Source organism: Methylocystis borbori, assembly GCF_036576025.1.
GTDB lineage: Bacteria > Pseudomonadota > Alphaproteobacteria > Rhizobiales > Beijerinckiaceae > Methylocystis > Methylocystis borbori.
Genome location: NZ_JAZHYN010000069.1, coordinates 1 through 12,101, shown reverse-complemented (window position 1 = coordinate 12,101; position 12,101 = coordinate 1). Strand labels below are relative to the sequence as shown.

Here is a 12,101-nt window from a genome sequence, read left to right as displayed (position 1 = left end):
CGCTCGCCGCGCCCGAGGAGGCCGCGCGCGCCGCTGGGCAGGAGGCGGCGAATGCGCGCGATCTCGATGCGCTGTCGGCGCGCCTCGCCGATTTCTCCCATGCGCCCTTTCGCGACATGGCCCAGCATTTTCTGTTTTCGGCCGGCGCGCCCGGCGCAAGGCTGATGGTTTTCGACGCCGCCCCCGGCGCAACGGAAGAGGCGAGCGGCGAAGCTTTCAGCGGCTCCTCGGCGGCGCTGCTCGACAATATGCTGCGCGCCATCGGCTTCGATCGCCAAAGCGCCTGTCTCGCCTATGTCTCGCCCTGGCGTCCGCCGGGCGACAAGCCCTTAACGGAGCAGGAGGCGACGATCTTCGCGCCCTTCGCGCGGCGACATGTGGAATTGGCGAGGCCGGAGGTTCTGCTGCTCTTCGGCGAGACGCCGGCGCGCATTCTGCTCGAGACAAGCGAGCCCCTCTCGAAGCTGCGCGGCAAATCATTCGAAATCCGCTGCGGCGATCACGCCACGCGCGCCTTCGTCTTCTCGAGCCTCGACGCCATGCTGAAAAGCCCGGCGCTGAAGCCCGCCGCCTGGCGCGATTTGCGCAAAGCCGCGGCGGCGCTGGAAGCGTCGGCGGAAAACGCACAACTTTGAGATATCAAGCGTCATGCCCGCGCTTGTCGCGGGCATCCCGTCGTCATCGCGCTTCTTTGCGTGGATGGTCGGGACAAGCCTGGCCATGACACGCGCGAAAGCGAAGGCGTTTGCTTACTCCGCCGCTTCGCCCTTCTCGCCGCCGCCGAAACGGCGCAGCACGTAATCGTCGACGATGCGGGTGAATTCCTCGGCGATGCCTTCGCCCTTGAGCGTCATCGCCTTCTTGCCGTCGATGAAGACGGGCGCCGAGGGCGTCTCGCCAGTGCCGGGCAGGGAAATGCCGATGTCGGCATGTTTCGACTCGCCCGGCCCGTTCACGATGCAGCCCATCACCGCGACATTGAGCGTCTCGACGCCGGGGAACTGTCCGCGCCAGACGGCCATGCGCGCGCGGATATGCTCCTGAATGTCGCGCGCGAGCTCCTGAAACACCGTCGAGGTCGTGCGGCCGCAGCCGGGGCAGGCGGCGACGAGCGGCACGAAAGTGCGAAAGCCCATGGTCTGCAGGATTTCCTGCGCGACGCGCGCTTCGAGCGAGCGGTCGCCGCCAGGCTCCGGCGTCAGCGAGACGCGGATGGTGTCGCCGATCCCGTCCTGCAGCAGCACGCCGAGCGCGGCGCTCGAGGCGACGATTCCCTTCGAGCCCATGCCGGCCTCGGTCAGGCCGAGATGCAGCGCATAGTCGCTGCGCGCGGCGAGCATGCGATAGACGGCGATGAGGTCCTGCACCGCGGAGACCTTGGCCGAGATCACGATGCGGTTGCGCGGCAGGCCGATCTCTTCGGCGCGCTTCGCCGACAGCAGCGCCGAGCGGGCGAGCGCCTCGCGCGTTACGGCGCGCGCGTCGAGCGGCCGGTCCGACGCCTGGTTGATGTCCATGAGATGGGTCAGCAGCTCCTGGTCGAGCGAGCCCCAATTGGCGCCGATGCGCACGGCCTTGCCGTGTTTCGCGGCAAGCTCGACGATCGCGGCGAATTGCCGGTCCTTCTTTTCCTTGAAGCCGACATTGCCGGGATTGATGCGATATTTGGCAAGCGCCTCGCCGCAGGCGGGATGGTCCGCGAGAAGCTTGTGGCCGATGTAATGGAAATCGCCGACAAGCGGGACATCGATCCCCTTCTTGTCGAGCCTGTCGCGAATATGCGGCACGGCCGCTGCCGCCTCGTCGCGATCGACGGTGATGCGCACGAGTTCGGACCCCGCCTGCGCCAGCGCCGTCACCTGCGCCACCGTCGACTCGATATCGGCCGTATCGGTGTTGGTCATAGACTGCACGACGATGGGCGCGCCGCCGCCGACGGTCACGGCGCCGGGGCCGGTCCCGACGACCACGGCGCAGGTTCGGCGGCGGGCGGCGGGCTCGGCCGCGACCGGGTCAGGCAGGCAGGTCTCGGGAGCCTCGATCAAAACGGCGTCGGTCATGGTTCTCGTCGCGGCTGTTTTGGAACAGGTTCTAGGTCGCGCGTAACGGCTTCGAGGTCAAGCGGCTCAGACAGCAGGGCCATCGCGTGAAGGGCAGTCATCCTCGCCCTCATGCTGAGGAGGCTCCGTAGGAGCCGTCTCGAAGCACGAGGGCGAGCTCCAGAGCGCGCAGCGCAGGGAGGTCTCCTCGTCCTTCGAGACGCGGCCTTCGGCCGCTCCTCTGAGTCTGACTCATAATCTGTTCCCTCACCCTGAGGAGCGCCTGAAAGGCGCGTCTCGAAGGGTGCGAACACCGCGAATCCCGCCTCTGGAACATCCTTCGAGACGCCGCTTCGCGGCTCCTCAGGATGAGGTTTCGCATTATGGGCCAGACACTCAGGATGAGGAGACCTTCGCCCGATCACCCTGCCTCAGACCGTTCTACGTTTGCTTCTCGTGAGATCAGTCCTCCGCTGGGCCGCCTGAATTCTCCTTCAAAAGCCCCAGCCGGCGCGCCGTCAGCCAGTCGATCAGCCGCGTCGGCAAAAGGCTGCGGAGCGCGTAATCGGCGAAATAATTGCTGACGACGGGAATGCGGACGGGCGGCTTCGCCTCCGTCAGGGCGCGCAACACGGCCCGGGCGACGACGTCGGGTCCCGGCGCTTGGCGGCCCTGGGCGACCAGCCATTTCAACATGCGTCGCCCCGCCGCCTCATAAACCGTGCCGTCCAGCCCTTCGAATTCCGCCTGTTCCGCCTTGTCCCAGATCGGCGTCGCGATGATGCCCGGCTCGATCAAAATGACGTCGACGCCAAAGACCATCAGCTCCCGCCGCAGCGCGTCGGACATTCCCTCAAGGCCGAATTTCGAGGCGTTATAGGCGCCCATGAAGGGCGCGGCGAAGCGTCCCGCGACCGAACTCATATTGACGATGCGCCCCGGCGGCCCTTTCCGCGCGGGGCCCGCGCCAAGGAGCGGCCCGAAGGCCTGAATGACCCGAAGCTGGCCTGTGAGATTGACCTCGATCTGGCGGCGGAAATCCTCGATCGGCAGATATAGCAGCGGGCCGGGAACCGCGATCCCGGCATTGTTGACGAGGCCGGCGAGCGCATCGCCCGCGAGTCGCGCCTCGACGATTTTCGCCGCCTCCGCGATGGCGTCGGCGTCCGTCACGTCGAAGATCAGGGGGAAGATTGCTGCGCCATGCTGCGCAGCAATTTTTGCGGCGTCGGCCTCTTTTCGCACTGCAACAAAAACAAGATAGTCTTGCTCAACCAGTAGGTTGACGCAGGCCTCGCCAATCCCGGTCGAGGCGCCGGTGACGACGACCGCCTTCATACACTTTGTCCGACCGCCGCGACGAGCCTTGCAAGCATGACGCGCGTCTCGCCGTCGGCGCGCCCGTCGACTTGCGCGCGGCGGAAATGGCGCTGGAAGGCCTCGACCGTCTGTGCGGTCTGGGCGTCATAGACTCCCGTCGCTTCGACGCCATAGCCGAAGGCGGCGAGGTCGCGCTGGAGCGAGGCGACCTTCGCGCCCTCATCGCCAAAGGAAACCGTCGTCGCGCCGGGACTGTCCTCCGGCGCGAGGTCGAGGCCGACCCCAAGCCGCGCCAGCTCGTCCCAGGGGAAGAATTCGCCGGGGTCGCGCTTGCGGCCGGGGGCGATATCGGAATGGGCCAGCACCCGTTCGGCCGGTATCGCGTGACGTTGGCAGATGTCGCGGGCGAGCGCCGCGGTCGCCGCGATCTGCGGGGCGGGATAGGGGCGCGGATCGGCATGGCCGGGATGAACGACTTCTATGCCGATCGAGGCCGAATTCATTTCCGTCTCTCCCGCCCAGAAGCTTCTTCCGGCGTGCCAGGCGCGCCGCGACTCCGGCACAAGCTGCAACACCCGCCCGTCCTCCTCGACGATATAATGGGCGGAGACTTCCGATCGCGGGTCGCAGAGGAGAGCGAGCGCCGCTTCGCCGGTCGGCAGGCCCGTATAATGGAGCACGAGCGCCGAAACGGCTCGCGTCCGCGGGTTGTGATTGGGCGAAGGGCAGACGCGCGCCGCCTCATAGTCGGGGGCGAAAAAGCCGTCGCCCTCCCGCCAGGCGCGGGTCGCCGCGAGCCATCGCCGCGTGTGTTCTTCGGGCTCATTGCTGCGCAATATGTCGGTGACGACGCAGGCGCTGTCGGCGCCGGCCGCGAGCGCCGCGACGGCGCGCTCGGGCGTCAGCCCGCCGATGGCGACGAGCGGAATGTCGCCGATCCGAGCCTTCCATTCGCCGACGCGCGCAAGGCCCTGCGGCGCGAAGGCCATTTGCTTCAGCAGGGTCGGATAGACCGGCCCGAGGGCGATATAGTCGGGGGAAAGCGCCAGCGCCCGTTCGAGCTCGGCCTCATCATGGGTCGAAACGCCGAACCTGACGCCGGCCCGGCGTAAGGCGGGAATGTCGGCCCCATCCAAATCGCCCTGGCCGAGATGGACGAAATCGCACCCTTCCTCGATCGCGAGGCGCCAATAGTCGTTGACGACGAGCTGCGCGCCATGCTCGGCGCACAGCGCGCGCGCTGCGCGGATTTCGGCGCGGATGTCGGCTTCCGGACGGTCCTTGACGCGCAATTGAACGAGCCTGACGCCAAGCGGCAGCAGGCGCGCAAGCCACGCGGCGTCATCGACGATGAGATAAAAGGGATCGAGCGCCGCCACGGACTGTTTTCTTCTTACGCCAGTTTGTCGAAGGGCCGGCCGATGACGGGCGTCGAGGGCTCCGCCATGTCGCGCGGGGTCATGGGCTTTGCGAGGAAGCCGGCGCGGCCCGCTTCGATGGCGAGGGCGAAGGCGCGGGCCATGAGAACCGGATCGCCGGCGCGCGAGACGGCGGTGTTCAGCAGCACGGCGTCATAGCCCATCTCCATCACCTCCGCGGCGTCCGAGGGCTTGCCGAGCCCGGCGTCGACGACGAGCGGCGTATCGGGAAAATGCGCCCGCAACGCCCGCAGGGCGAAGGCGTTATTGACGCCGCGCCCGGAGCCGATCGGCGCCGCCCAGGGCATCAGCACGCGGCAGCCGGCGTCGAGGAGCTTTTCGGCGACGACGAGATCGTCGGTCATATAGGGGAAGACCTTGAAGCCTTCGGCGGCGAGGGCGCGCGCGGCTTCGACAAGGCCGAAAACGTCGGGCTGGAGCGTGTCCTCTTCGCCGATGACTTCGAGCTTGATCCAGTCGGTCGCGAAGACTTCGCGCGCCATTTGCGCCGTGGCGATCGCCTCCTTCGCCGTGCGGCAGCCGGCGGTATTGGGCAATATGCGCGCGCCAATGTCGCGGATCAGGCTCCAGAAGGCTTCGCCCGCCCGCGCGCCGCCGGCTTCCCGCCGCAGCGAGACGGTGACGATTTCGCACCCCGAGGCGCGGATGGCGTCGGCGAGAATCGCGGGCGAGGGATAGCGCGCCGTGCCGAGCAGCAGCCGCGAGCGCAGCGGCCTATCATAGAGCGTGAGGGGATCGGCGGCGGTCATTGGTCGCCTCGACCGGCAAGTGATCCGCGAATCACTGGGGGAGAAGCTTTCCGAGCACGAGGAGCGTCAGCGTCAGATTTGTCGCGAGCATCCATTTGATTGTGTTGAATTCGTCTCTTGGCCCAGCGAACTCGCGCCTTGCGTCGCGGCAGGCGTCGTCCATTATCGCGTTCATGGATTATTCCTAGCACGAAGCCGTATTTCCCGGAAGGCGGCGCGCCTCACCCGCCCTGCCGCGGCGTCACGATTTCCACAGCGTCGCCCTCATGCAGCGGCGTCTCGGCGCGGTCCTGGCGGCGCACGAATTCCTGATTGAGCGCGGTCCCGATGGTCTCGCCCTCATAGCCCAATTCCGCGAGCAGCGTCTGCAGCGTGGTCGCGGTCACCTCTTGCGGACTCCCGTTGATCTTTATGAGCATCCATCACCTCCGGGAAATAGGCGTCATGAAGGATAACTTCCATGGCGCGGCGCGCCAGGGCCGGCGCAAGCAGGAAGCCGTGCCGGTAGAGGCCGTTGATATAGAGGCTCCGCCCCTGCTTCGTAAGACGGGGGAGATTGTCGGGAAAGGCCGGGCGCAGGTCCGACCCCATTTCGACGATCTCGGCCTCTGCGAAAGCCGGATGAAGGGCGAAGGCGGAATTGACGAGCTCGACGACCGAGCGGGCGCTGACGCGCGCGCGCTCCTCGTTTTCGATCATGGTGGCGCCGACCATGAAGAGTCCGCGCCCGCGCGGCACGACATAGGCGGGCCGGCGCGGATGCAGCATCCGCACCGGCCGCGAAAGCGTGATCTCGTCGCTGCGCAAAATGAGCATTTCGCCCTTCACGCCGCGTAGATGCGAAAGCGCGTCGCGCGCGGCGAGCCCCCGGCAGTCCACGGTCCAGTCGGCCTGGGTGGCGAGATCGCCGGCGTCTTGCCCGAAGCGCAGGACGACATTGGGCGCCGCCGCGAGGCGGGCGGCGAGTTCGGCCATGGCCGCGCGCGGATCGAGATGCGCCTCACGCGGGAAATAGAGCGCGCGATCGAAGCGCCCCGCGAGGTCCGGCTCCAGCGCCGCGACGCCTTGGGAATCGAGCGTCTCATATGCGCGCGTGCGCCGCGCGAAGTCGGGGAGTTCGGCGCGCTCGCGCGGCGGCGCGACGACAAGACTGCCCGCGACGGTGGCGACGCCGATCTCGCGCGTCCAGAAGTCGAGCGCCTCTTCGCCGAGCCTGGCGACGAGCGGCTCGGCGCTCTCCAATTCGCACCAGGGGGCGATCATGCCCCCGGCGTAATGCGAGCAGCCGCGCCCCGGCGCCGCTTCGCGCTCGACCAGCTCTACGTCGAGCCCGGCGCGCGCCAGCGCATAGGCCGCGCAAAGGCCGGCGACGCCGGCGCCGATCACCCGCGCGAGCATGACGCCCGCTCTCTAATGGATTTCGCTGACACCGTCCCTCCGCCAGTCTGAACTGGATCAGGTTCGAAGGGTCGCCGCGCCCGGCGCCTTTTTTAAGCGCGTCCTGCGGCCTCTCAGCCCCTTGGCGGCGAGCCGCCGCCGGGCGGGGCTCCCCCGGCGCGATCAAGCTCGCGCGAAAGCGCCGCCCGCGTCAAGCGTCGCCGCGCGGTCCGCCGCTTCGGGCTTGCCTATGATTGAGCGATGGCCCAATTAGAACCGCAAGAAACGCGCGCGAAAACAAAATCGGCGCGCATATCGGGGAGAGAAATCATGACCGCCAATCGCATAACGGCCGGCCTGCGCCGGGCGTTGATGGAGACCGCGCTCTGCGGCCTCTTCGCTTTCGGCCTTTGGGCAGGGCCGGCGGGCGCAGCGCAGCTTGGGCCTTATTTCCCCATCCCCAATTCCTTCAACACCGGCGGCGTCCCCCGCGAAGCGCTGTTGAATATCCAGACAAAATGGCTGCAGGACGGCCTCGATAATCTCAAAAAGGCCCGCGCCGAGGCGGACGCCGAGCTAGAAAAGGCCAAGGCCGGCGCGCCCGATCAAGTCGCAGCGGCCGAGGAAAAAGCGAAAAAGCTCGACGAGCAGATCGCCGAAACCCAGGAAGAACTCGCGCTTTCTGAAAATCGCTCCGCTTCCCATGAGATTCAAAAGGCGCGCAAGCGTAAGCTCCTGCTCCATCTCAACCAGTGGATCAACGAACTCAACCGGCTCGCGACCGAGCAGATGAAGATCGCCATCTTGAAGGACGGCGCCGAGGCGCAGGCGGCCCAGAACCGCAACTATCAATTGTCGGAAAAGGCCGATGAGCTCGAAAAGCTCAAACACGATGCGAGCATGGAGGACTGGGCCGCCACCAAATAGCGGCTGAGCCGCTTCCGCTTGACGCGAAACGCCTGATCGCGCCGCGTTTAGCGGAGCCGCCCGAACCCCGGTGCGCTTCGGCGGAAAATGCGCTATAGGCCGTCGTCGCGCGCCGCGGCCGGGGCCTGAAGTTCGCCCCCGAGCTTTTCGAGCCGCCGCGCCGCGTCGTCGATCGCCTCGGTCGCGCGCGCGACGCGCGCGGCGTTCTCCTTGCGCATGGCCTCCAGCGCCGCGCCGAGCGCCGTCGCGTTGCGCTCCATCGTCTGCGCCTTGGCGCGGGCGTCGCTTGCCTCATCCGCAATGGCGAGCGCGGCCATCACGATGATGCGTTGCTCGCCGATCTCGGCGAAGTTCCCGCGCATCGACGCGATCTTGTCTTCGACATAACGCGCAAGCTCTTCGATGCGCGTCTCCTCGCCGTCCTCGCAGGACATGCGATAGGTGCGCCCGGCGATGGAGACGACGACGGCGGCCATGCCTAGCCGTTCCCCGGGGCGGTCCGGGTCAGCGCGCTGGCCGCGCCGCCGAGCGCGGCGGCGACGCCTTCGCCCGCCGTTTCAAGCCGCCTCAGCACCTCGTCGCGGCTTTTCTCCAGCGCGCTTTGCCGCGCCAGCGACGCGTCGAGGTCGAGCGCCAGCCGCGCCCGGTCGTCCTGCATGATGGCGAGCTCCTCCTCGAGTTCGGCGCTGGTGAACTCATCCTCGAGCTTCGCGGAGACCGCGCGCTCGCACTGATCGAGCGCCGCCTTGAGGCGGGCGATCGCGGCGTCGAGCTTTTCGGCCTGCGCCTCGTCGCTCTTGTCTGAATGCGTCATCGCCGGTTGCGCCGTTCTTTCGTTTTGAAAGGAAGCGATGGTCCCACAGGCCGATTCGCGCCGCCTCCGTTCCTACCATGAAACCCGCAAATCCCAAGCCATGCGACGACAGGCGCGTTTGACAGGGGGACGCGAGGTGCTATCACACCCGCGCCTCGCAGCAGGCGACAGCCGCGCGACGTATGCAGCGGCGACAAGGAGATTCTCTAAATGACCGTCAGAGTGGCGATCAACGGCTTTGGGCGCATCGGCCGCAATGTGTTGCGCTATCTCATCGAGACCGGGCGCACGGACTTCGAGGTCGTCGCCATCAACGATCTCGGGCCCGTCGAGACCAACGCCCATCTGCTGCGCTATGATTCCGTTCACGGCCGCTTTCCGCATGAGGTGAAAGTCGCGGGCGATACGATCGACGTCGGCCGCGGACCGATCAAGGTCACGGCGATCAAGAACCCCGCCGAGCTTCCCTATAAGGAGCTCAAGATCGACATCGCGCTCGAATGCACGGGCCTCTTCACCGCGCGCGACAAGGCGCAAGCGCTACTCGACGCCGGAGCGAAGCGCGTGCTCGTCTCCGCGCCCGGCGACCATGCCGACATTACGGTGGTCTATGGCGTCAATCACGACAAGATCACCAAGGATCATCTCGTCGTCTCCAATGCCTCCTGCACGACCAATTGCCTCGCGCCCGTCGCGAAGGTTTTGCATGAGGCGATCGGGATCGAAAAGGGGATCATGACGACGATCCACTCCTATACGGGCGATCAGCCGACGCTCGATACGATGCACAAAGATCTCTATCGCGCCCGCGCCGCAGCGCTTTCCATGATTCCGACTTCGACGGGCGCTGCCAAGGCCGTGGGTCTCGTGCTGCCCGATCTCAACGGCAAGCTCGACGGCTACGCGATCCGCGTGCCGACGCCGAATGTCTCCCTCGTCGACCTCAAATTCGTGGCGAAGCGCGCGACGACGAAGGACGAAGTCCATGCGGCGATCAAGGCCGCCGCCGACGGGCCGCTCAAGGGCGTGCTGGGCTATACGGAAGAAAAGCTCGTCTCGATCGACTTCAACCACAATCCGCTGTCGTCCACCTTCCATCTCGACCAGACTAAGGTGATGGACGGCGATTTCGTGTCGGTCGTCTCATGGTATGACAATGAATGGGGCTTTTCTGGCCGCATGGTCGATGTCGCGAGCGTGATCGGCAAGCTTCTCTGAAGCTTTAAATCATGACGCGGGCCGCAGCGGTCCGCGTCCTTCTTTCATTTCATTGGCGAGGCGACATGACCTCCTTCCGCACCCTCGACGACGCCGACGTGAAGGGCAAAAGAGTCCTGCTGCGCGTCGATCTCAATGTGCCGACCGAAGGGGGTCGGGTCACCGACGCGACGCGCATCGAACGCGCCCTGCCGACGATCAACGAGATCGCCCGCAAGGGCGGCAAGGTCATCCTGCTTTCGCATTTCGGCCGGCCCAAGGGAGCGCGCGTGGAAGAGGAGTCGCTGCGCCAGGTCATTCCCGCGCTCGAACATCATCTGAAGCGCAAGATCGCCTTCGCCGAGGATTGCGTCGGCGACGCGGCTGCTTCCGTCGTCGCGGCGCTGAAGGACGGCGACGTCGCGCTTCTCGAAAACACCCGCTTCCATAAGGGCGAGGAGAAGAACGATCCCGCCTTTGCCGAAGAGCTCGCGAAAAACGGCGACATTTTCGTCAATGACGCTTTTTCGGCGGCGCATCGCGCTCACGCCTCGACGGAAGGGATTGCGCACAAGCTCCCGACCTACGCCGGCCGCGCCATGCAGGCGGAGCTGAAAGCGCTCGCCCAGGCGCTCGCCGAGCCCGAACGTCCGGTGATGGCGATCGTCGGCGGCGCGAAAGTGTCGACGAAGCTCGAACTCCTCGGCAATCTCGTCGAGAAGGTCGATTCTCTCGTCATCGGCGGCGGCATGGCCAATACTTTTCTTGCCGCGCAGGGCAAGAGCGTCGGCAAATCGCTCTGCGAGCATGATCTTGCGGGCAAGGCGCGCGAGATTCTGGCGAAGGCGGAAAAGACGGGCTGCGTTATCGTGCTGCCGGTCGACGCCACGGTCGCGCAGAAATTCGAGGCGCATGCGCCTTCGCATATCGTCTCCGTCGATCACGTCGGCGAAAGCGACATGATCCTCGACGTGGGGCCGAAGACCATCGCCCATGTCGAATCGCTGCTTGCGAAAACCAAGACGCTTTTGTGGAACGGGCCCTTCGGCGCCTTCGAACTGCCGCCCTTCGACGAGGGCACCAACGCCGTCGCGCAGACGGCGGCGCGGCTCACCGTCGAAGGCAAGCTCGTCTCCATCGCCGGCGGCGGCGATACGGTCGCGGCGCTCAATCAGGCGCATGCCGCGCAGGAATTTTCCTATGTCTCGACGGCGGGCGGGGCTTTCCTCGAATGGCTCGAGGGCAAGACGCTGCCGGGCGTCGCGGCGCTGACCGCGTCTTAAAGCTTCGCCAGCGTCGCGTCGGCGGAGGACACGGTCGCGAGACTCGAATCGTCTTCGACATCGATCCATTTGACCACGCCGTCGTCGACGAGCGCCGCATAGCGCTTGCCGCGCACGCCAAGGCCGAATTCGGTCAGATCGAGTTCGAGGCCGAGCGCCTTGGCGAAGAAGGCCGAGCCGTCGGCGAGCCCGTCGATCTTGCCCTTGGCGCCCGAGGCTTTGAGCCAGGCGTCCAGCGCGAAAATATCATTGACCGCCGTCACCGCCACGGCGTCGACGCCCTTCGCCTTGATCTCGTCGGCCTTGGCGACGAAGCCCGGCAGATGCTGGTTGTGGCAGGTCGGCGTATAGGCGCCGGGCACGCTGAAGAGCACGATCTTGCGGCCGGCGAAATAATCCTTGGTCCCGACGGGCTCGGGCGCGCTCTCGCCCATGGCGGTCAAAACGACGTCGGGAAGTCGGTCGCCGGCTTTGATTGTCATGGCTGATCTCGCTCCAATTGGGAAAGCGCCGCTTCATAAGAATAGCCTCTTTCCTTAGCCCCTGTCCCCTTCTTAGAACATGTGCATGGATCATCGATTCGTGAACATGTTCTAGATTCTTAAGTTCGCGCATTTTCTACGCCGAACCGGCGCCCACTTCGGCGGAAAATGCTTTAAGCGACGCTCTTGTGACAAAGCCTCGCGCGAGGCAACATGCGCGGCGGATCGGCTCGACAGGCGCGCAGCAAAGGGATTCATCCCATGAAATGGGCCGGTCCCTGCGACGCAAGGCTTTGAGAGGGGGGACAAATGTCGAATAGCGCAGATGAGGGAAGCCGCGGCGATCCGCCGGAGGCTTGGGTCTGGAGCCAATATCACGCCGAATCCGGTGGATCGGAGCCCGAGCCGGAGGACGAGAGGCCGGCGGCCGCCGAAAGCGCGCCGCCCGCCGCCCAAGCTCCGCCGCCGCCCGCG

General features: G+C 66.1%; 14 protein-coding genes and 1 riboswitch. Of the genes, 4 read left to right on the top strand and 10 right to left on the bottom strand.

The genetic code is table 11. From position 1 onward, the window contains the following. Positions 1–635, top strand: a 635-nt coding sequence (locus V3H18_RS15620; RefSeq protein WP_332082996.1) for a uracil-DNA glycosylase, incomplete at its 5' end; no start/stop codon positions are given. 114 nt (positions 636–749) lie between these two features. On the opposite strand, the gene ispG is transcribed toward V3H18_RS15620, so the two are convergent. The 7 genes from ispG to V3H18_RS15585 all read right to left on the bottom strand — a co-directional run bounded on the left by ispG (position 750) and on the right by V3H18_RS15585 (position 6,945). Next, complete coding sequence (ispG, locus tag V3H18_RS15615) at positions 750–2,060, bottom strand: flavodoxin-dependent (E)-4-hydroxy-3-methylbut-2-enyl-diphosphate synthase (RefSeq protein WP_332082995.1); 1,311 nt, start codon at positions 2,058–2,060, stop codon at positions 750–752. Between the two features lie 441 nt (positions 2,061–2,501). Further along, positions 2,502–3,377 carry an SDR family NAD(P)-dependent oxidoreductase gene (locus V3H18_RS15610; protein WP_332082994.1) on the bottom strand — a complete coding sequence of 292 codons (876 nt, stop codon included), beginning with the start codon at positions 3,375–3,377 and terminating at the stop codon, positions 2,502–2,504. Then, positions 3,374–4,738 (bottom strand): thiamine phosphate synthase, encoded by a 1,365-nt coding sequence (locus V3H18_RS15605; protein ID WP_332082993.1) that lies wholly within the window; start codon positions 4,736–4,738, stop codon positions 3,374–3,376. Before V3H18_RS15605 ends, V3H18_RS15610 begins: the two co-directional genes overlap by 4 nt. A gap of 14 nt (positions 4,739–4,752) precedes the next feature. Continuing rightward, positions 4,753–5,547: a thiazole synthase gene (locus V3H18_RS15600; protein ID WP_332082992.1), complete on the bottom strand. Its 795-nt coding sequence runs from the start codon at positions 5,545–5,547 to the stop codon at positions 4,753–4,755. Between the two features lie 31 nt (positions 5,548–5,578). Continuing rightward, positions 5,579–5,722, bottom strand: a complete 144-nt coding sequence (locus V3H18_RS15595) for a hypothetical protein (RefSeq protein ID WP_332082991.1) — start codon at positions 5,720–5,722, stop codon at positions 5,579–5,581. 46 nt (positions 5,723–5,768) lie between these two features. After that, complete coding sequence (gene thiS, locus V3H18_RS15590) at positions 5,769–5,933, bottom strand: sulfur carrier protein ThiS (RefSeq protein ID WP_408631796.1); 165 nt, start codon at positions 5,931–5,933, stop codon at positions 5,769–5,771. Then, on the bottom strand, positions 5,887–6,945 hold the full coding sequence (locus V3H18_RS15585; RefSeq protein WP_332082989.1) for an FAD-dependent oxidoreductase: 1,059 nt from the start codon (positions 6,943–6,945) through the stop codon (positions 5,887–5,889). The genes thiS and V3H18_RS15585 overlap by 47 nt, the downstream gene beginning before the upstream one ends. 16 nt (positions 6,946–6,961) lie before the next feature. Next, positions 6,962–7,110, bottom strand: a riboswitch (TPP riboswitch). A gap of 144 nt (positions 7,111–7,254) precedes the next feature. Between V3H18_RS15585 and V3H18_RS15580 the strand changes: the two genes are divergently transcribed. Continuing rightward, the gene (locus V3H18_RS15580; RefSeq protein ID WP_332082988.1) at positions 7,255–7,851 is read left to right on the top strand and encodes a hypothetical protein; all 597 of its coding nucleotides are present in this window, start codon (positions 7,255–7,257) and stop codon (positions 7,849–7,851) included. 92 nt (positions 7,852–7,943) lie between these two features. On the opposite strand, the gene V3H18_RS15575 is transcribed toward V3H18_RS15580, so the two are convergent. After that, on the bottom strand, positions 7,944–8,327 hold the full coding sequence (locus tag V3H18_RS15575) for a cell division protein ZapA (RefSeq protein WP_332082987.1): 384 nt from the start codon (positions 8,325–8,327) through the stop codon (positions 7,944–7,946). Between the two features lie 2 nt (positions 8,328–8,329). Beyond that, a complete protein-coding gene (locus V3H18_RS15570) occupies positions 8,330–8,665 on the bottom strand; it encodes a DUF4164 family protein (RefSeq protein ID WP_332082986.1) in 336 nt (111 codons plus the stop codon). 210 nt (positions 8,666–8,875) lie between these two features. On the opposite strand from V3H18_RS15570, the gene gap reads away from it, so the two are divergent. Both gap and V3H18_RS15560 read left to right on the top strand, forming a co-directional pair. After that, on the top strand, positions 8,876–9,883 hold the full coding sequence (gap, locus tag V3H18_RS15565; RefSeq protein WP_332082985.1) for a type I glyceraldehyde-3-phosphate dehydrogenase: 1,008 nt from the start codon (positions 8,876–8,878) through the stop codon (positions 9,881–9,883). 65 nt (positions 9,884–9,948) lie between these two features. After that, a complete protein-coding gene (locus V3H18_RS15560) occupies positions 9,949–11,145 on the top strand; it encodes a phosphoglycerate kinase (protein WP_332082984.1) in 1,197 nt (398 codons plus the stop codon). Here the strand turns inward: V3H18_RS15560 and V3H18_RS15555 are convergent. Further along, a complete protein-coding gene (locus tag V3H18_RS15555) occupies positions 11,142–11,627 on the bottom strand; it encodes a peroxiredoxin (RefSeq protein WP_332082983.1) in 486 nt (161 codons plus the stop codon). The genes V3H18_RS15560 and V3H18_RS15555 overlap by 4 nt on opposite strands. Positions 11,628–12,101: the final 474 nt, after the last annotated feature.